Raw genomic sequence first — 24,310 nt, forward strand, 5'->3', positions numbered from 1 at the left:
AAAAATGCGCGACGCCGTTATCGTGTCCACCGCCCGTACCCCGCTTGCGAAATCGATTCGCGGAGCTTTCAACGCAACCCACCCGGTCCAGCTTGGGGCATGGTCTGTCGAGGCCACGGTCGAACGCGCCGGGCTCGACGGAAAAGAGATCGAGGATGTCGTCTTCGGTGCCGCCAGCCAGGGCGGGGCGCAAGGGTTCAATATCGGCCGCCAGATCGCGCTGCGCGCCGGGTTGCCGGTCGACGTCGCAGGCATGACGATCGATCGCCAGTGTTCCAGTGGGCTGATGGCGATCGCCACCGCCGCCAAGCAGATCATCGTCGACCGGATGGACATCTGCGTCGCGGGCGGCGTGGAATCGATCACCGCGATCCGCAACAACACCGGCAAGCCGCAGCGCGATGAAGAGCTGCTCAAGATGCATCCCAATATCTTCATGCCGATGATCGGCACGGCGGAAGTCGTTGCCAAACGCTACGGCATCAGCCGCGAGGATCAGGATGCCTATTCGCTCCAGTCGCAGCAGCGTACTGCCGCCGCGCAGGACAGCGGAAAGCTGGCGGACGAGATCATCGAAGTCTCGACCGTGATGAACGTGAAGGACCGTGAGAGCGGCGAGGTCTCGCAAAGCGAAGTCACCATCGCGATGGACGAATGCAATCGGCCTACCACCACGCTGGAGGGGCTGGCGAAGCTCGATCCGGTAATGGGCGAGGGGCACACGATCACCGCCGGCAATGCGAGCCAGCTGGCCGACGGCTCGGCGGCAAGCGTGCTGATGGAGGCCGAGGTCGCCAAGGCGCGCGGGCTCACCCCCATGGGCCGCTATGTCGGCATGGCTGTTGCGGGCACCAAGCCGGACGAGATGGGCATTGGCCCGGTCTTCGCGATCCCCAAGCTGCTAGAACGGTTCGACCTGTTGATCGACGATATCGGACTGTGGGAGCTGAACGAGGCGTTCGCGGTACAGGTGCTCTATTGCCGCGACAGGCTCAGCATTCCGGATGACCGGCTGAACGTCAATGGCGGCTCCATCTCCATCGGCCACCCCTTCGGCATGACCGGCGCGCGCTGCGTCGGCCACGCGCTGATCGAGGGCAAGCGGCGCGGCGTCAAATATGTGGTCGTCACCATGTGCGTGGGGGGCGGAATGGGCGCGGCCGGCCTGTTCGAGGTCCTGTGATGGCGAGCACCGCGAAACCAAAAGACCTCGCTTTCGCTATCGGGTGGACCCCGCCTGCGAACTGGCCCGCGCGCAGCCGTGCCGAGTGCAAGGCGATCCTGACCGCGCGCGGAATGCGGTTCGAAATGGACGATGTGGACATTCGCGGGGTCAAAACTCGCGTGTGGAAGAATGCCCCGCCGAACCTGCGCGCCATCGCCATGCTGGGCGCGTCTCACGGCGACCGCACCTTCGTGATCTACCAGGACGAGCGGGTGACCTACGATGCGTGGGGCCGTGCGGTCGCCACGCTGGCGCATGAGTTCCAGGCGATGGGCATCGGCAAGGGCGACCGGGTTGCGCTGGCAATGCGCAACCTGCCGGAGTGGCCGGTCGTGTTCTTCGCCGCCGTCACCATCGGCGCGATCTGCGTTCCGCTGAACGCGTGGTGGACAGGAGGGGAGCTGGCCTATGGGCTCGCCAATTCGGGCACCAAATTGCTCGTGTGCGACGAGGAGCGTTGGGAACGGATCGCGGAGCTTCGCGAGCGGTGCCCGGAGCTGGAGACCGTGCTCGTCACTCGTCACGAGGGTGAGCTGGACCGCGCATCGCGGCTCGAAGCGATCCTCGGCTCGCCCGGCGCGTACAAGGACCTGCCTGCCCGAACGCTACCCGAAGTCGAAATCCTGCCTGAAGATGATGCGACGATCTTCTACACCAGCGGCACTACCGGCAAGCCGAAGGGCGCGCTCGGCACGCATCGCAACCTGTGCACCAACATCATGTCGAGCGGCTTCGGCGCCGCCTGCGCCGTGCTGCGCCGGGGGGAGGAAATTCCGCTGCCACAGCCGCGCACCACGCTGACCGTGATTCCGCTGTTCCACGTCACAGCCTGTTCCGCCGGGCTGATGGGCGCGATCGCGGCGGGCAATACGATGATCTTCATGTACCGGTGGGACCCGGTCGAAGCGTTCCAGATCATCGAGCGCGAGAAGGTGAATTCCACCGGCGGGGTGCCGACGATCGCCTGGCAACTGCTCGAACATCCCGAGCGCAAGAATTACGACCTCTCCAGCATAGAGGCGATCGCTTATGGCGGCGCGCCCGCCGCACCCGAGCTGGTTCGCCGCATCCACCAGGAATTCGGCGCGTTGCCCGGCAGTGGCTGGGGCATGACCGAGACGATGGCGACCGTGACCGGGCATTCCTCTGAGGATTACCTCAACCGGCCCGACAGCTGCGGACCTGCGGTTGCGGTGGCCGACCTCAAGATCATGAGCGAGGACGGCACGCGCGAACTGCCGACCGGCGAGATCGGCGAATTGTGGGCGCGCGGTCCGATGATCGTGAAAGGGTATTGGGACAATCCCGAAGCGACTGCCGAAACCTTCATCGACGGCTGGGTGCGGACCGGCGACCTTGCCCGGCTGGACGAGGAAGGCTGGTGCTACATCGCCGACCGCGCGAAGGACATGATCATCCGTGGCGGCGAAAACATCTATTCGTCGGAAGTCGAGAACGTGCTCTACGATCACCCGGCGGTGACCGATGCGGCGCTGGTCGGCCTGCCGCACCATCAATTGGGCGAAGAGCCCGCGGCAGTCGTCCACCTCGCGCCTGGCACGAGCGCGAGCGAAAGCGAGTTGCAGGAATGGGTTGCTGCCAGACTGGCGAAGTTCAAGGTGCCGGTAAAGATTGCGTTCTCGAGCGAGACCTTGCCACGCAATGCCAATGGCAAGATCTTGAAGAAAGAGCTTTCGAGCTTCTTCTGAAGCCTGCTACCGCACGTCTGAAGCCCGGGTATGCGGGCCGGGTAATGATGGTTGGGGGAAGCGGATGGCTAAGAAGCCTGACGTTACGAAGAAGTTCGGCGAGAAACGCAGCGCCATCGTGCACGCCGCTTCGGTTCTGATCAACGAAACCGGTGTTCGGGCCACCACGCTTACCAAGGTGGCGCGGGCGATCGGGCTCAACGCGACCAGCGTCACGTACTACTTTCCCCGCAAGGACCAGTTGATCGTCTCGGTTTATGCCGAAACCATTGCGCTGATGAAGCAGATGGCCAAGGAAGCGCTGGCCGAAGAGACGCTCGAAAAACGGATCGCCAAGTTCGTCCGGCTGCACGTAGCCTTGCGCGACCGCATCCGCCGTGGCGAGCGCGGCCTGATGACCGCCTTGTCCGAAATTCGCTCGCTCGATCAGGAACAGCAGGACGAACTGCTCTTCGCCTATCGCGAGATGGTCAACGACGTGCGTGCTTTCTTCGGCGATCCGGCGGATGACGGGCAGCGTGCGCTGTATTCGGCGCGCGCCCACATCCTGATCGAGGCGATGCTGTGGTGGCCGGTCTGGTCCCGGCGCTATTCGGTGCTCGATTTCCCCCGGGTCGAGGCCAAGCTCGTCGATATCCTTTGCTTCGGTCTCCCCTGCCATCGCGGGGAATGGAAGCCGGTGCACCTCGAAGATGGCGATTGGCGTACCTCCGAGGATACGGAGCCGCAGCAGAACGACGCCTTCCTGCGGGCAGCGACGGTGATGATCAACGAGCGCGGCTATCGTGGGGCGTCGGTGAACCGCATTGCCGAGGCGCTGAACGTCACCAAGGGCAGCTTCTACCATCACCACGAAGCGAAGGACGACCTGGTGCTGGAGTGCTTCCAGCGCAGCTACGATCGCCTCTCGAAAGTGCAGATGGCGGGCTACGATATCGAAGGATCGTACTGGACTCGCCTTGCGAGCATCCTCAACGAGCTGCTGCAACTGCAGTTCTTCGATTCCACACCGCTGCTGCGCACCACCGCGCTGCAGGCGCTCGACAGCGAGACCAAGGTCGACGTCGTGATGCGGTCCAACCGGCTCGCACGGCGCTTTGCCGGCTTCCTGATCGACGGGTTCGCCGACGGGTCGGTGCGCGCGATCGACCCGCTGGTCGCCAGCCAGATCATCATGTCGACGCTCAATGGCGCCTACGAGGCGCGGCGCTGGGCCGCCCGGTTCGACGCGCCGGGCGAGGCGGTCGAAACCTACCTCTCGGTGCTGAGCGAAGGGATGCTCGCCGAGCGCTAGACTTGCGCCACGCGGTGACGCGGCTCGCGCACCTTGACTATCAGCAGTAGAAGCGCCGCTACCTGCGCCGCGAGCACGATGAAGAACAGCGGCTGAAAACCGCTCGCCGCCACCAGCAACCCGGCCAGCACGGGGCCGATCGCCGCGATGGCGCCTTCCAGCGTGGTGACGAAGGCCAGCCGCATCGGCGTGTCCTGTGGCTCACCGAACTCCAGCACCATCGTGGTGGAGGCGAGCATCCAGCCGGAGCCGCCGACACCTAGCAGCACAAAGGCCGCGTAGATCGGCACTGCCGTGCTCCCCAGGATCAGCAGCGTCACCCCGGCGACCGAGCTGCACAGCGCGAGCACGTAGATGATCTTGAAGCCGAAGCGATCGCCCAGCGGTCCCCACAAGACGTTGGACAGCGTGTCCGAGCCAAGGAAAACGAAGCTCAGTCCTCCGATGAGCGCTCCGTCCAGCCCCAGCCGGGTCCCGGCGTAGATCGTCCAGAAAGGTGCGCCCACGCGGGCCATCGTAGAGAAGCACTGGACCGACAGGAACCAGGCGAAATCGCGATCCTCCAGAAGTTCGGGGAACTGCCTTATGCGCTGCATCATCGGCATTTGCGGGCGGCTGACCGGCGCGGCGGGTTCGCGGATCATCGTCTTGAGGACGACCAGCCCCGCGCTGGTCAGCAGGAAGGCGAACAGGAAGGTCGTGGCGTATCCGTTGCCCAGCCACTTGTCCTCGATCAGGTAGTTACCCGCCGCCCACGCAAGCACTGCGGCGATCAGCCCGCCCGCGAAATTGCGATAGCCCTGCAACCGTCCCCTTTTTCGGATCGGGATGAGCTTGCTCATCAGCATCTGGAACGCGACCCGCTGCGCGCCAGTGAAGAAGCCCAGCAGCACGAAGCACGCGAATGTCCCGAAAAGCAGCGCGTTGCCGGTCAGGAAATAGCCGGTCAGCGCCAAGCCCAGGATCATCAGCCGCATTAGCGAGCCAACGCGGATCGCGTAAGGCAGGATGTGGCTGCGATGTTCGATCCGCGAACCGCTGGCGATCGGGCTGATCGTTGCGCCCAGTTGCAGCAGCGCGGCACCCAGACCGACGGCGGCCGTGCTGCCCGTCAGCAGCAGGAGGTAGGCGGGAATGATCGTGGGCGCGTAGATCAGCCGGAAACCGGTCATTCCCAGCACGCCATGAATGAAATTGGCAGTGTAGTTACGCTTCAGATTTTCATCGACGAAGCGCGCGTGATCGGCCAGCGCGCGTTGCCGCGCGCCGGCCTTCTTTTCCAGTCCTGCGGGATCCTCGAGCGGATCCAAGGTCTCAATAGCCGCCCAGCGTTGCGAAGCGGTTCTTGAGATAGCCGGTGGCACCCCACGTGGGTTCGAGCACCCGCGCGCGCTTGAGATAGAGGCCGATGTCGTATTCGTCGGTCATGCCGATCCCGCCATGTAGTTGGATACCTTCGTTGCTGATCGTGTGCAGCACGCGGTTGGCTTCGGCCTTGGCGACGATCGCCGCACGTTCGGCCCCCACACCGCTGTCCACCGCCTGCAGCCCTGCTTCGACCGCAGAACGCATCTGCGCGAGACCCGCGAACAGGTCGGCCATGCGGTGCTGCAATGCCTGGAACGAGCTGAGCACCTGATTGAACTGCACGCGCTGCTTCAGGTAATCGAGCGTCGTGTCGAACACGATCTGCGCCATGCCGAGCATCTCGGCCGCGGTCAGGGCGCGCGCACGGTTCAGCACGTCGTCCAGCAGGGTGTCTCCGCCGTTCTCCAGCTTCTCGGCCGCCGCGCCTTCCAAGGCGATGTCGGCATGGCTGCGCTGGTCGGTCAGCCGGCGGGTGGTCAGGGTGACGCCATCGCCTTTCTCAACCAGGTAGAGTCCATCGGTTGTGGCGACCACGAACAGGTCCGCCCCGTGTGCCTCGGCGACGAAGCCCTTAGTACCGGCCAGCTTGCCGTCCGAGACGCTGGTTGCGATCTCGGCGGGGTCGTGATGCGGGCCTTCGTCCACCGCAAGAGTGGCGATCGTCTCACCGCTCGCAAGCTTGGGCAGCCACTTGGCCTTCTGTTCCTCGCTGCCGCCGAGCATGATCGCGCTGGCGGCGAGGGTGGTCGCGATCAGCGGGCTGGCGGTGAGCGTCTTGCCCAGTTCCTCGACCACCAGACCGGCGGAGAGGAACCCGAAATCGGATCCGCCGTGCTCTTCGGGAATGATGATCCCGGCCCAGCCCATTTCCGCCATCGCGCCGTAAGCTGTGTGGTCGAAAGCCTCCGGCTCGCCCGATGCGCGCACTTTCCGAAATTCGGTCACCGGGCTTTCGTTGGTCGCCCATTCGCGCGCCATGTCGCGCAGCATTTCCTGCTCTTCGTTGAGAACTGCCATGTCTATTTGATCCTGCGTCTTACTGGTGGTCGAGCATGCCGAGCACACGCTTGGCGATAACGTTGTTCTGAATTTCGGTCGATCCGCCGTAGATCGTGGTGGCCTTGCCGTAGAGCCAGGCGCGCACGCCCGCGAGCTCGACGGGGCTGAACCCTTCGCCCTCCCAGCCGAGCCCCTGCAGGCCCATGATCTCGATGGTCATCTCGGCGCGTTCCTGGCCGAGCTTAGTGCCGAGCTTCTTGAGCGCGGAGCTGATTTCGGAGACGCCGCCCTGCGCCTTGCTTTCCTCGACCGCGCGGCGCGCGGTGTGCAGGAAACTGGTCCAGCGGATTTCGAAATCGGCAATCCGGTCGCGCAGCACGGGGTCGGCCAGCGTGCCGTCTGCGTTCACCTTGCCGTACTTCTTGGCAATGTCCGCAAGGCTTCCGCCTCCGCGCCCGCCCGGCGCTGCACCGGAGAGGTTGGTGCGCTCATGCTGGAGCAGCCGCTTGCCGATGGTCCAGCCCTGCCCTTCCTCGCCGACAAGGTTTTCCTTGGGCACCTTCACATCGGTGAAGAAGGTTTCGCAGAACGGGCTGGTGCCGCTGATCATTGTGATCGGGCGCACTTCGACGCCGGGCGAATCCATGTCGATCAGCAGGAAGGAAATGCCCTTGTGCTTGTCGCTGCGGTCGGTGCGGACGATGGCGAAGCACTTGTCCGCCCATTGCCCGCCGCTGGTCCAGGTCTTCTGCCCGTTGACGAGGTAGTGGTCGCCCTTGTCCTCCGCCATCGTCTGCAAGTTGGCGAGGTCGGACCCGGCATTGGGTTCCGAATAGCCCTGGCACCAGCGGATTTCGCCGCGGCAGATCGGCGGGATATGCTCCTGCTTCTGCGCTTCGCTGCCATATTCCAGCAGCGTGGGGCCGAACATCATCACGCCCATGCCGCCAATGGGGTTGTAGGCCCCGGCGCGCGCCAGTTCCTCGTTCAGGATGGCCGCCTGTTTGCGGTTCAACCCGCCGCCGCCGTATTCCTTGGGCCAGGTGGGGGTGCCCCAGCCGCGTTCGCCCATCGCTTCGCGCCACGCTTTCTGGGCGGGGGTTTCCTTTTCCCTCCCTTCGATTCCGCCCATGGAGAGACCCTTGCCCTTGAGCTCTTCAGGAAACTTTTCGGCGAGGAATTGCCGTACTTCCTCGCGGAAGACGTCGGCGTTCTCGCGCGCCTCTGGTTCAAGCTGGGTAGCCATGATCTGCTCCTTGGTCGTTCGATAGTTCGTGAAAGGGTTGGGAGTACGGTCGCTATTCGGCGGGTTCGGGAACCTCGTCGGCATTGACGGCGCTGGCGCGGTCGCGCCGGGCAAGCTCCTCGACGTTGGCCTCGTGGCTCGCACGGTCGATGCGATAGGCAAATAGGAAGCCGGCCCCGCCTATGTAGAGCACGATCAGCGTTGGCACGTAGACGAGCGCCAGCATGCGCGGGATTTCCGGATCGATGGTGCGCGGGTCTGAACCGGGCACGATGCCGACGAAAGCGACCAGCAGCCCTGCGGCGAAGACGCCAAGGCCCGAGGTCGATTTCTGCATTAGCGTGTTCGCCGCGTAGAACAGCCCTTCGGACCGGCGGCCCGTGCGCAACTGGCTTTCCTCCACGATATCGCCGATCATCGCGTGGGTCAGCACGGCTGAGGAAACCCCGCACAGCTGGAACAGCATCGAGAATGCGAAGACGCTGGCGACAAGCCGCGGATCTCCGTTCTCAGGCATTAGTCCCGCGAACCGCAGCAGGTAGGGCGCGCTGGCGAAAATGACCGCGACGATTGCGAGGTAGAAGGCGGCATTGCGCTTGCCCAGCCGCTTCGACACCAGCGGCGCGAAGAACAGCGCGAGGAATGCGCCCGCCAGCGAATCCACCGTCAGGATCGCCAGCTGAGCCGAACTGAAGCCCCAGAAATAGGTGCCGAAATAAATGCTCAGCGCCGAAGTCATGCCGACCGAGGTATATTTGAGGACCCCGAAGGCGAGGATCGCGAGGAAGCCCTTGTTGGAGAAGGTCTGTCCCATCTGGCCGAGCGTCCTGACTACACCGATCTTCTCGGGCGCGGGCGGCATCTTGAAGTGCTTGACCCGGTGCAGCGTGCCGAAGCTCGACAGCAGGATCGCACCCAGCATCAGCGCCGAGCCCACGATGGCGAAGGCTTCATAGCCGGCCGGGTTGAGCTGGCCGACCGGATATTCGGCGGTCGGCGCGAGAAAAACGAGCAGTGTCAGGAAGGCCATGCCGACCCCTCCGAGATAGGCGAAGAAATAGCGGTAGCTCGCGATCGAGGTCCGCTCGTCGTAATTGCTGGTCAGTTCTGGCGCGAGGGCCGAGCTCGGGATTTCGTAGAAGGTGATGAAGGTGCGCACACAGCAGCCGATCACCACGATGTACCAGAAGGTCTGGGTGTCGTTCATCCCGACGGGCGGGAAGAACAGCAATAGCAGGCTGGCCGAGGCGGGCAGGGCGGAAGCGAGCATCAGTGGATGCCGTCGTCCCAGCCGCGTGCGGATCGAATCCGACCACTGGCCCACCACGGGATCGGAGATCGCATCCACCACCAGCGCGACCAGGATCGCGAAGGAGACGAGCTCCGCGCGAACGCCGATGACCTGATTGTAATAGAGCAGCAGGAAGGATCGGAAGGCGACGTCCTTGATCCCGTACCCGATCGAGCCGGTGCCGTAGAGCAGCTTGGTGACAAAGCCGAGCTTGGGGGCTGTAGGGGCGGTTACCATAGCGTCATCCTGCCTATCTTGCGGGCGAGCCGAATGCGCCGTCGCGGATCGACTGTTCGCGCGCTTGGGCCTCGCGTGCCTTGAGCCGTTCGACATTCTCGCGGTGCGTATTTTCGGTGATGGGATAGAACAGCAGGAACAGCGCGCCGATCACCCACAGCCCGAGCGAGAACGGAATATAGTGGATGATCAGGCTCTGCTCCATCGCGGGTGTGATCTGCGACACCTCGGCCTTGGTCGGGAAATCGGACAGCTCAAGCACGATGCCCGCCATCATGATGCCGAAGCCGGCCGAACACTGTTGCATGAAGCTGGACGCCGCGAAGAACACGCCCGCCGTATGCTGGCCGGTGCGCACCGCGTGGTCTTCCACCACGTCGGCCAGCATGGAAGATGTGTTGATCAGCGAGATTGCGATCATCGCGCCGTAGACCGCGCCGATCACGAACAGGGTCGGCAGCAACAGCGGATCGCCGGGCTTGAAGAACACGCCGATGAACGTGAGGAACAGGGGTGATATTCCCAGCGTGATGCCGATGATCGCCATGAACATCGAGGTGTTGCGCTTGCCCAGCCAACGCGAAAAACGTGGTGCGAGTGGTGCAGCAATGATGGCTGCGATCAGGCTGTCGAACGTGAGCAGTGCGAGCTCGTCCGCTCCGAGTTTGAAAACGTAGGTGCTGAAATAGACCGTGGTCGCCGCGTACAGGCCGATGGCGGTATATTTGAACACGCCGAAGCCGAAGATCGCCAGGAAGCCGCGATTGCGGAAGGCCTCCCACATTTCCTTGAAATGCGAGGCAGGGGTCGCGCCTTCGCCCGGTTCGTCGCGCTGGCGCAGGTTGGGCACGCGGCTCAGGGTGCCGAAGCCGCACACCAGGATGGCGATCAGGATCAGCGCCCCGCCGAGCCAGGCGAACTTGACGTAGCCTTCGGGGTTGAGCTGACCCCGCGAAATCTCGGGCGTGGCGACGAAGAACACCGCGAGCGAGAAGGCGGCGAAACCGAAGGTGCCGAGATAGCCGAAGAAATAGCGCAGGCCGAACAGTCCGGTGCGTTCGGAATAGTTGTCTGTCAGCTCCGCCGCCATCGCGCTGGTTGGGATTTCGAACGCGCTGATGGACATGCGGGTGAGCGAGGCGAGCGCGAAGATCCAGAACCCCATCTGCATGTCGCTGAGGCCGTCCGGCGGAAACCACGACAGGACGAAGAAAGCCGAAGTTGGCAGGGCCGAGCCGAAGATGAAGGGATGGCGCCGCCCGATTTGAGATCGTGTCATATCGGACCAGCGCCCGATGAACGGATCGGCGAAGGCGTCGACCAGCAATGTGAGCGCGATGGCCCCCGAAACGATCGCGGCGGGGACGCCCAGAACCTGATTGTAGAACAGCAGCAGATAGGTTGAGAAGGCGGCATTCTTCACGCCATTGGCGATTGCGCCGAAGCCGAAGCTGAGCCGATGGACCCGCGTCATCGGCGGGGTGGGGGCGAGGGTGGAAGACGTCGCGGGGGAGGGGGCTATGGTGGCCATTGCCGCTACTCCGCCGCCTCGACGATTTCATCGACCGGATCGTACATGTCCTGTGCCCGCGCGCGCCGCTCGATCAGCGAATATTCGGGGAAGGTCGGATCTTCGATGTCGCGGTAGGCACGCAGGTGCTGCTTCGCGACCGTCACCTTGTGGACCTCGGTCGGGCCGTCGGCGATGCCCATCACCATCGACCCGATCAGGTTGCCCACGAAGGGCATCTCGTTCGACACGCCAAGCGATCCGTGGATGTGAATGCAGCGCTGCGCGATGTCATGATAGACCTTGGGCATCAGCGCCTTGATCGCCGCAATGTCCTTGCGGACCTTGCGATAATCCTGGTGCTTGTCGATCATCCACGCGGTCTTGAGAACGAACAGCTTGAACTGCTCCAGCTCGATATAGCTGTCCGCGATCTGCATCTGCACGCTCTGGTAATCGGAGATCGTACCGGTGCGCGTCTTGCGGCTGACCGCGCGGCGGCTCATCGCGTCGAGCAGGCGCTTGCAGCTACCGACAGTGCGCATCGCATGGTGGACACGCCCGCCGCCCAGCCGGGTCTGTGAGATGGCGAAGGCTCCGCCGCGCTCACCGAGCAGATGATCCGCCGGAACGCGCACGTCGGTGTATCGGATGTAGCTCTCCGAGCCGCTCTCCTGCCCGTAGACGCCCACGTTGCGCACGATTTCGACGCCGGGTGTGTCGATCGGCACGATGAACATGCTCATCCGCTGATGGCGCTGCGCATCGGGATCGGTGACAGCCATCACGATCAGGAAATCGGCCCACTTGCCGTTGGTGGAGAACCATTTTTCGCCGTTGATCAGCCAGTCATCGCCGTCAGGCTCGGCGCGGGTGACGAAGTTGGTCGGGTCCGATCCGCCCTGTGGCTCGGTCATCGAGAAGGCTGAAACGATCTTGTTTTCAAGCAACGGTTCCAGATACCGCGTTTTCTGTTCCGGCGTGCCGTAATGGGCGATGATCTCCGCATTGCCGGTGTCGGGCGCCTGGCAGCCGAACACGATCGGCGCGAAGCTCGCACCGCCGAGAATTTCGTTCATGAGGCCCAGCTTGACCTGTCCGTAGCCCTGTCCGCCCAGTTCGGGCCCGAGGTGGCAGGCCCATAGGCCCTGTGCCTTTACCTCATCCTGCAGCGGGCGAACCAGCTCGTTTCGTCGCGGATTCTTGACGTCGTACGGATGAATGCCGAGCAGGCCGAGCGGCTCGACCTTCTCGCGCACGAAAACTTCCATCCAATCCAGCTTCTCTTGAAAGCCGGGCTCGGTCTCGAAATCCCAAGCCATCTCTTGTCTCTCCCGCGTGACGCACTTTTGTGCGTTCGGAAGTCGAGCATACCTAGTTTTCAAAAAGGAACAAGGGATCGCGTCGATGTGGGATCTGGCACGACTTTGGGCCTGAGACGGAGGCAGGCGCGCGAAAGACGCCACCCGGCGGCACCGACCGGGTGACTGTACGACTTCTTTCGATCTTTGCGCATGACGGAGGATGCTCCGTCTATCGGACACAAACCGCGTTTTGTTGGTCGGCTTTAATTTGCCGACCGCGCGTCATTGCGAGTCGCGAGCGAGCCAGGCGGCGCTCTGAGACCGGGCGAGGTCGAGCAGATTGCCAATCACCAGGTTAATGTCGATCAGGTGCAGGCCCATGTCCGGATTGAGCTTCCCGTCGGTATAGATGTCGCCGGTAATATCATCGGTCCGCGGATCGTTCGGATCGGGCTTGATGCGGATCGTGAGGTACTGGCCCTTGTCATTCGAGACGCATTCGCCCGTCAGCAGGCCGGGGACCGATGCGAAGGGCGTTTCCACCTTCCTGCCATCGTCTGTCCACTTGGGCTTCGGTCCATCCATCAGCGCGTCGGTCGTCAGGTAGGAATGCAAGGGCGCCTCGCCTCCGCCCGGCGCTGCCGGGTTGACGCAGGCGATCTCCATGCCGGGGCGCTTCGTGGCGGCATAGTCGTTCACCGGGCCGATCGTGTCGCGGAAGCTGCGATAGGCGACGATGCAGCCGGTTTCGCTGGCGCTGGTGCAGAGCGGCATTGACTTGAAATCGCCGCCGACCACCTTGCCCTCGGGAACGAGCACGCTGGTGCCGTTGAGGTAGGCGGCAACGATCCGGTCCTGCGAAGGCTTGCCGTCGATCTCGGTCTTGATGAGCTGGTTCATCATGCGCGAGCCCTGCGAGTGACCGATCAGGATGACGCCGCGCCCCTGATTGTAGTTTTCGAGGTAATATTTCCACGCGTCCGCGACATCGCCATAGGCCGTGCGGAAAGCCGAAATGATCTCTGCGCGGGGGAGCTGGCCCGATGCGCCGAGCATGGTGATCTGGCGGTACTTGGGCGCATAGACCCGGCAGACGTCGGCGAAGCGGGCGAGCTGCTGCTGGATCACGCGACCTTCCTCGGTTCCCTCGTTCCAGTTGGCATTGGCGCTCTGGTCGAGCGAGATCGTGGGGTAGATGTAGAAACAGTCGACCGGTGCATCGGCAGGCGGATCGAAGGGCTCGAGCGTCATCGTGCCGTCGGCGGCCACCACGGTGGTTGCAAGGTCCTGGTCGCAAATATCCTCGCGCCCGGGAAGACAAAGCCACTTGTCTTTATCGGCATAGAGAGCGTCGCCCGCATCGGCTGTCGCTTTGGCCTGTTGTGCGGTTGCCGGCGCGGCGATTCCGAATAGCGTCAAGCCGAGCGCGGCCCCGATAATGCGGCTTTTCATACGTCTCTCCCAAAGTTTGCTGCGCTCCCGTTCTTTCTGCCGGGGCACATTCTTTTCTGAATCCAGAATGCACACGAACAGAAGGAATGGCAACTTACAAACAGACGCGTTTGTTTTTTGGCTTTCGAGGTGTAGGTTCGCGGGAAGAATATAAGGGGAGAGTGTAATGGATGATCGGCTGGCGCTGTCCCGGCGCGGTGTGATGGCAGGCGCAGCAATGATGACGCTGCTTGCCGGTACGAGGGTGAGCGCTGCTGGCAGTGCCGCATTACAGGTCGAAGCATCTGCCGAACCTCCCGCGCCCGGCGAACCCGGCTTCGTGGCGGTTGTGCCCGAATTGACGACTTATCTGGCTGGCGTGCGAACCGCGACGGTCCCGAGCGCCATTCGCGAGCGTGCGCGGCTCCATATTCTCGATACGCTTGCCTCGATCGTGGCATGCCACCCGCTCGAGGCAGCCCGGCTCGGAAGGAAATATGCCAGCACGATGAGCGGCGGCGGGGGCAGCCCGATCTTTGCCTCGCGCGAGACGGCGAGCCCGATCGATGCCGTGTTCGCCAATGCGATGACCGCGCATGCGGCCGAGATCAACGATTTCATCCCCTCGGCCTATGTCCAGCCGGGTCCGTCGATCGTGAGCGCTGCGATGGAACTCGCCCGCGCGAACGGGCGCAGCGGGCACGACCTCGTAAATGCGGTCGTCGCCGGGTACGAATTGGCGGGGCGTATTCCCAAGGCGGTCGGCACGCGCAATTTGTGGTACGCAGGCCTCGCCAATCACGGGGTCGGCCCGATTTTCGGGACCGCCGCTGCCAGCGCCGCGCTGCTTGGCCTCGATCGGGAGCAATGCGACCATATGCTGGCCTATTGTGCGCAGCAGGCCTCGGGCTCGTGGCAGTGGATGCTCGATGTGCGCCACGTCGAAAAGGCCTTCGTCTTTGCAGGACTGGGTGCACGCAACGGGATGCAGGCGGCGATCATGGCCGATCTGGGGTTCACCGGCGTCCCCGAGAGCTTCGACACCGAAAAGACGTGGTTCCGCTGGCCCGCGCTTACGGGTGAGGGTTCGGACCCGGCGCGCCTGATCGACGGACTGGGCGAGGAATTCGAACTCTCGCATGCGGCGATGAAGCGCTACCCGGTCGGCGGGCCGACGCAACCTGCGGTGCGCGCACTGCTGGAGCTGGAAAAGGAGGTGGACGCGAAGGACATTGCCTCCATTCGGGTGGAGATGCCGGGGGCGGCAGAGACCTTCCGCAGGGCCAATATGCCCGCACTCAACATTCCCTATCTCGCCGCGATCATCATGCTCGACGGCCGGCTCGATTTCGTCGACGCGCAATCGCTCGACCGGATGACCAATGACCAGGCCGCGAAGGCTTTCGCGAGCAAGGTCGAGGTTGTGGCCGACACGGCGCAGGAGACGGGAGAGGGTGAAGACCGGACCGAAAGCGCGCGGGTCATCATTACCCTGGCGGATGGCAGCAAGAAGTCGCGCTATATCGCCTATGTGTCTGGTTTCCCAACGCACCCTATGGGCAAAAGCGACGTCGAAACAAAGGCGCGCGAACTGATAGAGCCGGTGATCGGGAAGGCCAAATCCGCGCAGCTGGTCGCGCTTTGCGACGATCTTGATGGGTTGAAGACGGTGGACCCGATTATCGAGCTGATGCGCTTCGATAGCCCGTAAGGCGGGCCCGGAACCGGGTCAGGAGCCCTCGTCTCCCGCAATCAGGCGCTGGGTCAGCTGCTCCTTGTACCATTCGAGCAGCTTGACCGATTCCGCGATCGTTTCCGTCGAACCGTCATCGTAAATCGATTCAAGCAGCAGGCCCCGCATGGCCGCCGTGTGGAGCTTGTTCATCGTCTTGAGCAATTGCTCGTTTTCTATGCCGGCCGTTTTTGCCACATTCTTCGTTTTTGCCAGCTGGATCTGGTCGAGCTGCTGCAGGAAACGCGGCATGATCTCTGCGAGCAAGGGATCGCCGCGCGATCCGATCAGGATTTCCAGCAGGGCGATCGATTCCGGCTCGCGGATCGTTTCCCACGACGCCCGGGTCAGCGCGTGGAAGCGTTCGACCCCTTGCGGCGTGTCGCGAAGCGCTTCCTTGCGCTTTGTCTGCAGCGTTTCCACGGCGCGATAGCCAACCGCTTCCATCAACTCGGCCTTGCCCGAGAAATGGTGGAGAATGCCGCCGCGGCTGATCCCGGCACGTTGCGCAACGCGCATGACTGTCGTCGCCGCGTAGCCTTCTTCCGCCAGATTCATGATCGCGGCATCGATCGCACGGCGACGGGACGACGAGGTGCGCTCCGCCTGGGTTCGGCGAACCTTCTTCGGGCGTACCTCGTCGTTCGTGCTCGTTTCGCGAGCGTTGGTCGGCGCTTTATCGGTCATTTCGGTTCAAAGCCCTAAAACCGATAGAAGCGCCGAACAAGTTCCCGGGCATGGGCCTTTCCATCGTGTTGATAACCCAATGGATGCGGGAATCAGAAACGCGCCGTCGCTCCGACGAAGAACCGCCGGCCGATTACGTCGTAGGTCGATGTCGGCGTGACCGAATTCCCCCCGAACTCGGGCGGCTGCCGGTCGAACAGATTATTGACCCCGGCGCGCAGTTCGAAGCGATCATCCACGTTCAAGCGGCCCACCAGATCGAAATAGCTTACCGACGGAACGCCATCGGCCTCGCTATCCGGATTGGAGACGATCGCGGAATTGTCCTGCTGCCCGATATAGCGCCAGCGCAAGGACAGCGAACCGGTGTCGCCGGCAAGGCCCAGCGTCGTGACGTGCTTCCAGGCAGGGTGCGTCGACGAGAACCCGTCGATCTGCGCATTGCCCACCGTCCCCGCGTAATCAAGGACCGGATCGCTGGAGGTCGACTGGATCTTGTAATCGATCACGTAGGTGACCGCGCTGTTGAGGAACATCCGGCCGACACCGCCGATATCGACGGCGGCGTCCACCTGGAAGTCGATCCCCGAGGTCTGGTAGCTGGCGAGGTTGAACAGCGGCTCTTCGATTTCGGCCAGGAGGCCGGACGCATCGCGCTCGATCAGCTGGCAGTTGATGTTCTGCGGGTCGTAGTCCGGATTCTGACCGGTGAAATTGTAGCACTGGTTCAGGGCGAGTGGGCTGGTCAAATACCCGATCGCGTCATCCACGCTGATATTGTAATAATCGAGCGAGGCGGAGAAGTTGGAAAGCAGGCCCAGCATGAAGTCGGGCTGGAACACGGCACCGATCGTATAGCTGTCGGCGGTTTCTTCCTGGAGATCCGGATTGCCGATGCGGAACGCCGCATTCGCGCTGCCGGAATAGGTATAGCCATCGACCAGCGATACCGGAACGCCCTGCGCGATACATAGCGCGCGCACCTGTTCCGGATCGACGCCTTCGACCTGCCCATTGCGCGCCGCACCCGTGACGTCACAGGGATCACCGCCGCCGCTTGCTGCGCGCCCGATGATGCCGATCGCACCCTCGCGCGGCGAATACAGGTTACCGAGGCTGGGTGCGCGGATCGCGCGAGAATAGCCGCCGCGGAGCGTGAAGTCGCTGATCGGCGTCCAGTTCGCGCCGGCCTTGTAGGTGCTGACGCCGCCGATCGTGTCGTAATCGGAATAGCGATAGGCAAGATCGAGCTCGAAACCGTCGAACAGCGGCACGAGGAGTTCGCCATAGATTTCGGCCACCGAGACATCGCCGCCTGAAGACAGCGCGCCCGATGTGCCGAGCACCTCTGGCGCGGAGGTCACGCCAGGCGTGCCGGTCGGCGTGGGGCTTTTGCGCAGGTCGATCGTCGCCTGATATTCGTTTCGGCGGTATTCCGCACCGACAGCGAAGCCCAGCGGGCCACCCGGGAGATCGAACAGCGAGCCTGTGACGTTGCCCTGCACGACCGTTTGTTCGAAGACCGCGCGGTCGACTGTGTCGAGGGTCAGGTAATCGGCGCAATCCTGCGAGGTGGGCGCGAACCCGAACGGATCGTAGCCGCCATCGCATAGGCTTGCACCGCCATCCGCCGCAGACACGACCGCGTTGAAACGCGAGCGGCTGAGCTGGTTGAAGGTGGTGGAATCGTTCGTCGTCTTCCCGTGCGTGGCATAAAGATCGAAGTTCAGTGCCGAACCGATCGATCCTTTAAGCCCGACCAGCGCCTGATAGACGTCGTAATCCTCTTCCACCTCCAGGCGGGCGATGCGCGTGCCGGTGAAATAGTAGGAGAACGGTGCCGTCGGCACGGGCCTTGCGTTCAGCAGCGTGCGCAGATCGGGGGTGATGAAGGGATTGGTCGAAGGAATCTGGATCGGCTCGACGACCGATTGCAGTGCACCGGACGCCGAACGCTGCCGTACCTTGTAAGTCGCGTAGTTGATCTGGGCGTAGGCCGTGATCGTATCGGTGAAATCGAATTCGCCGCGCGCGAATGCGGTGTACCGTTCGATAGGAAGCTGCACGGTGGAATCGTTGAGCGCGCGCTGGCGGACCACGCCATCGGCAACAAGATAGCCGGTGGTCTCCGTATCGCGCAGATTCAAGCCGCCATTGCGTCCGATGATCGTCCCATCGGAATTGACCAGATAGCTGCTCGATACGCCGGGAATATCCGTGCCGTAGGTATTGGCGAACAGGTTTCGGAACGCAGCGACATTGGCGGGGCGACCGAAGCCGAAAGGATTGGTGCCCGACTGGATGATGAGGCCGCTGGTGGGCGACGAAGTGCCATCGACATTGTCGAAAAATGGCCGCGCGAACTGCGATGCCGTTCCGCGCTCCAGATACGAGCCCGAAACGAAGAGCCGCGCGCGATCGTCGGCGAAGCTGCCGCCATAGGTCGCCGACGCACTGTAGGTTTCGGCGTCGCCCAGTTCGGAAACGCCGACGTCGCCCTGCAATTCCAGCCCGCGAAACCGGTTGTTGAACTTGAAGTTGACGACGCCCGCGATCGCATCCGACCCGTAGACGGCCGACGCCCCGCCGGTGATGACTTCCACCGAAGAAACGAGCGCGGACGGAAGCGTGTTGAGATCGATCGCCCCCGACGTATCGGAGGGCTGAAGCCTGCGGCCGTCGAACAGGATCAGCGTGCGCTCGGCCCCCAGACCGCGAAGGTTCGCATTGGCCCTGCCGCCGCCGCCACCGGCAACCGCATTGGTCTGCGAGCCCTGTGTCGCCTGAAACTGCGGCAGTGCATTAAGCGACTGCTCGAGCGTGGCGGGGCCGCCGTTCTGAATGAACTCATCGTCGATCGTCGTGATCGGACTTTCGGCCGTGAAGTCGCGTCGCTGGATCCGTGACCCCGTGATCACGATCTTTTCACCGGCGGAATTGTCCTCAGCCTCGTCGAGCCCGACCTCGTCGTCGTTTTGCGATGACGGCACTTCCTGCGCCTGAAGCGGGGTGGCGAGCATCGCAAGGCTCACTCCTGACAAGGCTACCCAACGGATAGTACGCATAATCTCTCTCCTGATTGACACCCGCTTTTGCGGTGAGGGGCTGTTGCCCATTTTGAATTCTTGTCGGTCGGCACGCGAACGGACGATCCGGGCAGGCGCGGCGCAAACCGTCTGCCGCCAGGATGCCCGCCCGAATTAGGAGGCCGAGCCGCGCGAGGCGCCGATCTCGGCCCAAATATCGCGGAACTGCGAGCGCGGATCGTTCTCGACATGCGGGTCCTGCGACATGATCATCGTGGCCCTGTTCTCGCTGTCGTAAGCGGGCCAGTCCGGCAGGTACTTGTTGTTGGGATCTCCGCTCGCCGCGAAGGCAGCCCAGCTGCCCGCGATGCGATCGGCCATGGCGAGACTGTTGGCGTTCGGGCCATTGAGGCCCCCGCGCACACTGTGCAGGCTGGGTGCGACATCGATGCCGTGCACCGCGCCGTAGCGCCCGCCATAGGCGGGGCTGGGCCAGGTCCACAGGTAGGACCAGACCGGGGCGCCGCCCTGCTTGGCCTTCAGTTCGGCCTGCGCGAACGCGCCCTTCCTGAACCAGATATCGCTGTCCATGCGGGCCGCGAGAAGGAACGGCTTTTCCTCCGGGCTTTCGTCGCGATAGAGATCGACCACTTCCTTGGCCCGCTCTCCCGCGCGACCGCGCGCAAATTCGAGCAATTCGGCTTCGGTCATGTCGAAATTGCCCATCCGGTAGGACCGCTCGTCGAGCGCGGTCGAGACGATCAGCGGGACATCGCGGCTCACATCGGGCGCGTCGGGGGCGAAGGGATGGCGCGGCAAAACCTTGCCATCGACGACCGGCGCGAAGGATGTGGGTGCCTCGCCCTTTGCACGTGCGGCGGCCTCCAGCTTGGCCTGCGTTTGCAGCAGCGTGGTCCACGGCACGGCCTGCAGCGCGTCGGTATCGCCCGGTGCGATGTCGAGCGCCTTGAGGAGCCGCGCGGTGTTCGCATTGGCCATCTCCTCGGGCATCATGCGCAGGGCGGACCCGCTCATCACGCCGGCGCGGTGGAACAGGCCCTTGCCGCTCGGCATCGCCATCAGCGTGCTGGTCTTCGCGCCGCCGCCCGACTGGCCATAGACGAGCACGCGCGCCGGATCGCCGCCGAACGCCTCGACATTGTCGCGCACCCATGCCAGCGCGGCGACGATATCCTGCATGCCTACGGTGCCGGACGAGGCAAAGCGATCGCCTCCCGCTTCGGCGAGATGGAGGAAGCCGAGCGCCCCGAGGCGGTGGGTGACCGAGATCACCACACTGTCCGAGAAGCGCGCCATCGCCTCACCGTCCATGCCGAGCCCGTTACCCGAACCGCCGTAGAATCCGCCGCCGTGCAGCACGACGATCACCGGCTTCCTGGCGGTATTCGAGAGCGTGGGAGACCAAAGATTGAGGGCAAGATTGTCCTCGCCCGGGCCGGCAGGCTGATTCTCGAACATGATGAGATCGGCGTAATCGTGCCGCCGGTCACCCGGCACCTGCGGCGCGCTGTCGGAATATTGCAGGGCGCTGCGGATCCCGGCCCATTTCTCGACCGGTTGCGGCGGCATGAAGCGGTTCGCCCCCGATGTCGGCGCGCCGTAGCGAACGCCCAGGAACTTCGCGATACCGCCCGCCATCATCCCGCGCAGGCGACCGTTCGTCGTTTCCACGACGGGAAAAATCTCGGCGGCTGACAAGGGGCCCGTCATGGCGAGGAAGCCTCCCGCCATCGCCGCGCCAAGGAATCCCCGCCGACTCGGCGAAAACAGCGTTCCCATTCGATACTCTCCCAAATTCGGTATGGCTTTTGCCAAATCCGCAGGCAGCGTAACGCGTAACGAAAAATAAAACAATCGTGACTGTCGGTAAATTCGTGCTTAGGGTATGGACTTCAAGACGACAGCGCAGACAATCAGGGCGAAAACGCCCTTTTTCACAGGGAAGAGGATATCGAGATGGCGACGAAAGCCGGAAGCATCTGGAATTTCGGGTATGTAATTTCGGCAGCGGTGGGCATGTCCCTTGCCGGTTGCTCGACCACGGGCGCAGTCGATGCGGGGGCGGCAGAGACTGTCGCCAGCGACAGCCCGGTCTTGTCGACCAGCCTTGGACCCGTGCGCGGTACCACCAGCGAAGCAGGCGATGTGATGATCTTCCGCGGCGTGCGTTACGGCGCGTCGACTGAAGGGATGCGTTTTCAGGAAGCCGCCGATCCCGAGCCGTGGCGCGCGGCCCGCGATGCGACCGAATTCGGTCCCGACTGTCCGCAGCGGCCAAGCGGTGACGTCCCGGTTTTTGCGTCATGGGTAAACGACCTGCCGCAGAGCGAGGACTGCCTGTTCCTCAATGTCTGGACCCGCGGCACCAATGACGGGAAGAAGCGCCCGATCATGGTCTGGCTGCACGGCGGCGGTTACGTGACCGGGTCGGGCTCCAGCCACGGCTATGACGGCACACGCCTGGCGCAACGCGGCGACGTGGTGGTCGTGACCATCAACCATCGGCTCAACGGGTTCGGCTATCTCTATCTCGGTGGTGTCTCCGGCGATCCGAAATATGCCCATGCGGGCAATCTCGGCAGTCTCGACGCGATCAAGGCGCTGGAATGGGTGCGCGACAATGCGGCAGCGATCGGCGGGGACCCGGACAATGTGACGATCTTTGGTGAATCGGGCGGGGCTGCGAAGGTCTCTACCCTCATGGCCATGGAGGCGGCCGACGGCCTGTTCGACCGCGCCATTGCGCAGTCAGGCTCGATGTCGCTGGCAGGCTTCGAGCCGCGGCTCGCGACCGCGCTAACGAAGAACATCTTCGAAACCGCCGGGCTGGAGCCGGGGGACGTCGAGGGTCTCGCTGCGCTACCGATGGAAGACTACGTCAAGGTGTTGATGAAATCGCGCACGCGGGCAGCCTATTTCCGCCCGGTCGTCGATGGCAGCTCGCTGACGCGGCAGCCGTTCTCGCCCGATGCGACGCCCGTATCCGCCGATATCCCGCTGCTGGTGGGTACGAACCGCACCGAAATGCGACTGCAGGCAGGCCTCGCCGATCCCGGCAATTTCTCTCTGGCATGGGACCAGCTTCCCGAGAAGATCGCAGGTGTGGTAGGCGATGCCGACGCAGACCAGATCATCGCGGGAATGCGCGCTGCCCATCCCGATGCCGATGCGAGCGAGATCTTCTTCCAGACCGCCACGTTCCAGAACTATCGCGGCACGGCGCTCCGGCAGGCCGAACGCAAGAGCGCCCAGAACCAGGCGCCGGTCTACATGTACCGGCTCGACTGGGAGACACCGGTCGCGGGAGGAATTCTGAAGTCGCCGCACGCGCTCGACATCGCGTTCGTGTTCGACAACGTGGCCCGTTCGACCTCCTACACCGGGACCGGGCCGGACCAACAGCGCATGGCCGATCTGATGTCGGAAGCGTGGATCGCCTTTGCCAAGACGGGCAATCCCAACACGCCGGTCCTGCCGCAATGGCCGCGCTATACCCAAACGAACCGTGCAACGATGATCTTCGACACCGATCCCGAGGTGGTACTCGATCCCGACAAGGCGGAGCGCGAACTCCTGCAGAGCCTCCTGTCGGAAGGGCGGTCTCAATAATGGCGTGAGCGGCTTCGGCGCAGGCTTTCCGCGTTGAGGTGATCCGCCGGGCAAAGGAGGGCCGGGTAAGACCGGTCCGCAAACACCGACGATAGATCGACGCGACCTGCGGCAAAGCCAGTTTGGCCGGGCGGCAGGTCGCTGATGGTTTCTGTTGCGAGCCAAACCTGCCGCCTGCCTGCAGTACTCAAGGCAGAAGGGCGTCGTGGACGCTTGCAGAACGAGCCAGACACTGTCACAAGCAGTTTTATTCACTCACGAGTGAGTTAAATCAGTTTGCGATTGCAGGGAGAGGCTATCGTGACATCGACACAAGCTGACGGGGTGGCCGACACCCCCTATACACGACCGCGTTACCGCTATTTCGTGCTGGCGGTCCTGACGCTGGTCTATTCGCTCAATTTCGTCGACCGGCAGCTGCTGGTGATCCTGCAGGAGCAGATCAAGGCGGAACTCGTCCTGTCCGACACGCAGTTGGGCCTGCTGTCGGGCTTCGCCTTCGCGGTCTTCTATGTCGCTTGCGGCATTCCGATCGCGCGCTGGGCCGATCGCGGCAACCGGCGCAATATCGTGGCGCTCGCGCTCACGGTTTGGAGCGGGATGACGGCGGTCAGCGGGTTGGCGCAGAACTACACCCACCTGTTGCTAGCGCGGATCGGGGTCGGCGTGGGCGAGGCGGGGGGCAGCCCTCCGGCGCACTCGATGATCTCCGACATCTTCCGCAAGGAAGAGCGCGCGACCGCGTTCTCGATCTACAATATCGGGATCTATATCGGCATCCTGCTGGGCTTCGCGTTCGGCGGTCTGGTGGCCGAGACTTTCGGCTGGCGTGTCGCCTTCTTCGTCGTCGGACTGCCGGGCATCGCGGTTGCGCTGCTAATGAGATTGTCCGTCCGCGAACCGTTGCGCGGCTGGGCCGAGAACACGCGCGAGAAGGATGCCGTCCCGCCGCCTTTCCTGGTGGTGCTCAAGTTCCTCTGGTCGCGTCGCTCGTTCCGCAATCTTGCGCTTGCAGGCAGTCTCCAGGCATTGGTGATCTACGGGATCGGCAACTGGCTGCCGTCCTATTTCCTGCGCAACTTCGACATCAGCCTGGGCGAACTGGGCGTGTGGATGGCGTTGACCGCGGGTTTCGGCGGGGGTGCGGGCTCGTTCTTCGGCGGCTGGATCGCCGATCGACTGGGCTTGCGCGATGCGCGCTGGTATTTGTGGACCCCGGCGATCCTGATGCTCGGGATCACGCCCCTGCTGCTGATCATGCTCAACACGGGGAATCTGATCCTCGCGCTATCGCTGACGGGCGTATTCCACTTCCTCTCCGCATCCTATCTCGGCCCGGCACTGGCGACATCGCATGCGCTTGTCGGCCTGCGGATGCGCGCGCTTACGTCGGCGATCTTCTTCTTCTGCATCAATCTGATCGGACTTGGTCTCGGCCCGGTGATCACCGGCTATCTCAGCGATCGCTTTGCGGCGAACGGCATGGACGGGCCTCTTGGCACCGCGATGCTCATCACCGGCTGCATCGCTTCGCTGTGGGGCGGGCTGCACTACGTGATTGCGGCGCGCTCGGTGCGGCAGGACCTGCTCGACAGTCCCAGCTACCAGGCGCCCTGAGCCA

The 24,310-nt window shown here is 63.4% G+C and carries 16 protein-coding genes; 6 read left to right on the top strand and 10 right to left on the bottom strand.

The window, feature by feature from the left end; genetic code table 11:
* Positions 1–4: 4 nt before the first annotated feature.
* The 3 genes from GRI68_RS02055 to GRI68_RS02065 all read left to right on the top strand — a co-directional run bounded on the left by GRI68_RS02055 (position 5) and on the right by GRI68_RS02065 (position 4,228).
* Positions 5–1,183: an acetyl-CoA C-acyltransferase gene (locus GRI68_RS02055; RefSeq protein WP_160615468.1), complete on the top strand. Its 1,179-nt coding sequence runs from the start codon at positions 5–7 to the stop codon at positions 1,181–1,183.
* Positions 1,183–2,934 carry a class I adenylate-forming enzyme family protein gene (locus GRI68_RS02060; RefSeq protein WP_160615469.1) on the top strand — a complete coding sequence of 584 codons (1,752 nt, stop codon included), beginning with the start codon at positions 1,183–1,185 and terminating at the stop codon, positions 2,932–2,934. Before GRI68_RS02055 ends, GRI68_RS02060 begins: the two co-directional genes overlap by 1 nt.
* A 64-nt stretch (positions 2,935–2,998) precedes the next feature.
* Positions 2,999–4,228, top strand: a complete 1,230-nt coding sequence (locus GRI68_RS02065; protein ID WP_160615470.1) for a TetR/AcrR family transcriptional regulator — start codon at positions 2,999–3,001, stop codon at positions 4,226–4,228.
* Here GRI68_RS02065 and GRI68_RS02070 read toward each other — a convergent pair.
* From GRI68_RS02070 to GRI68_RS02100, 7 genes are all read right to left on the bottom strand, one after another.
* A complete protein-coding gene (locus tag GRI68_RS02070) occupies positions 4,225–5,538 on the bottom strand; it encodes an MFS transporter (RefSeq protein ID WP_160615471.1) in 1,314 nt (437 codons plus the stop codon). The two genes, GRI68_RS02065 and GRI68_RS02070, sit on opposite strands and share 4 nt — an antisense overlap.
* A gap of 4 nt (positions 5,539–5,542) precedes the next feature.
* Positions 5,543–6,613 carry an acyl-CoA dehydrogenase family protein gene (locus GRI68_RS02075; protein ID WP_160615472.1) on the bottom strand — a complete coding sequence of 357 codons (1,071 nt, stop codon included), beginning with the start codon at positions 6,611–6,613 and terminating at the stop codon, positions 5,543–5,545.
* A gap of 19 nt (positions 6,614–6,632) precedes the next feature.
* The gene (locus GRI68_RS02080) at positions 6,633–7,841 is read right to left on the bottom strand and encodes an acyl-CoA dehydrogenase family protein (protein ID WP_160615473.1); all 1,209 of its coding nucleotides are present in this window, start codon (positions 7,839–7,841) and stop codon (positions 6,633–6,635) included.
* A 52-nt stretch (positions 7,842–7,893) separates the two neighbouring features.
* Complete coding sequence (locus tag GRI68_RS02085) at positions 7,894–9,369, bottom strand: MFS transporter (protein ID WP_160615474.1); 1,476 nt, start codon at positions 9,367–9,369, stop codon at positions 7,894–7,896.
* Between the two features lie 13 nt (positions 9,370–9,382).
* On the bottom strand, positions 9,383–10,900 hold the full coding sequence (locus tag GRI68_RS02090; RefSeq protein WP_160615475.1) for an MFS transporter: 1,518 nt from the start codon (positions 10,898–10,900) through the stop codon (positions 9,383–9,385).
* Positions 10,901–10,905: 5 nt separating this feature from the next.
* Positions 10,906–12,201, bottom strand: a complete 1,296-nt coding sequence (locus GRI68_RS02095; protein ID WP_160615476.1) for an acyl-CoA dehydrogenase family protein — start codon at positions 12,199–12,201, stop codon at positions 10,906–10,908.
* 264 nt (positions 12,202–12,465) lie between these two features.
* The gene (locus GRI68_RS02100; RefSeq protein ID WP_160615477.1) at positions 12,466–13,635 is read right to left on the bottom strand and encodes a DUF3089 domain-containing protein; all 1,170 of its coding nucleotides are present in this window, start codon (positions 13,633–13,635) and stop codon (positions 12,466–12,468) included.
* Between the two features lie 166 nt (positions 13,636–13,801).
* On the opposite strand from GRI68_RS02100, the gene GRI68_RS02105 reads away from it, so the two are divergent.
* Complete coding sequence (locus tag GRI68_RS02105; protein WP_160615478.1) at positions 13,802–15,325, top strand: MmgE/PrpD family protein; 1,524 nt, start codon at positions 13,802–13,804, stop codon at positions 15,323–15,325.
* A gap of 18 nt (positions 15,326–15,343) precedes the next feature.
* Here the strand turns inward: GRI68_RS02105 and GRI68_RS02110 are convergent, their stop codons facing one another.
* From GRI68_RS02110 to GRI68_RS02120, 3 genes are all read right to left on the bottom strand, one after another.
* Positions 15,344–16,033, bottom strand: a complete 690-nt coding sequence (locus GRI68_RS02110; protein ID WP_160615479.1) for a TetR/AcrR family transcriptional regulator — start codon at positions 16,031–16,033, stop codon at positions 15,344–15,346.
* A gap of 92 nt (positions 16,034–16,125) precedes the next feature.
* Entirely contained in the window at positions 16,126–19,098 is a 2,973-nt protein-coding gene (locus tag GRI68_RS02115; protein WP_160615480.1) for a TonB-dependent receptor domain-containing protein, read from the bottom strand.
* A gap of 135 nt (positions 19,099–19,233) precedes the next feature.
* Positions 19,234–20,811: a carboxylesterase/lipase family protein gene (locus tag GRI68_RS02120; protein ID WP_234028688.1), complete on the bottom strand. Its 1,578-nt coding sequence runs from the start codon at positions 20,809–20,811 to the stop codon at positions 19,234–19,236.
* 225 nt (positions 20,812–21,036) lie between these two features.
* Between GRI68_RS02120 and GRI68_RS02125 the strand changes: the two genes are divergently transcribed.
* Positions 21,037–22,689: a carboxylesterase/lipase family protein gene (locus GRI68_RS02125; protein WP_234028689.1), complete on the top strand. Its 1,653-nt coding sequence runs from the start codon at positions 21,037–21,039 to the stop codon at positions 22,687–22,689.
* Positions 22,690–22,989: 300 nt separating this feature from the next.
* Positions 22,990–24,306, top strand: a complete 1,317-nt coding sequence (locus tag GRI68_RS02130) for a spinster family MFS transporter (protein WP_325063741.1) — start codon at positions 22,990–22,992, stop codon at positions 24,304–24,306.
* The last annotated feature ends 4 nt before the right edge of the window (positions 24,307–24,310 follow it).

Origin of the sequence: Alteriqipengyuania halimionae (assembly GCF_009827575.1) — a bacterium.
GTDB classification, from domain to species: domain Bacteria; phylum Pseudomonadota; class Alphaproteobacteria; order Sphingomonadales; family Sphingomonadaceae; genus Alteriqipengyuania_A; species Alteriqipengyuania_A halimionae.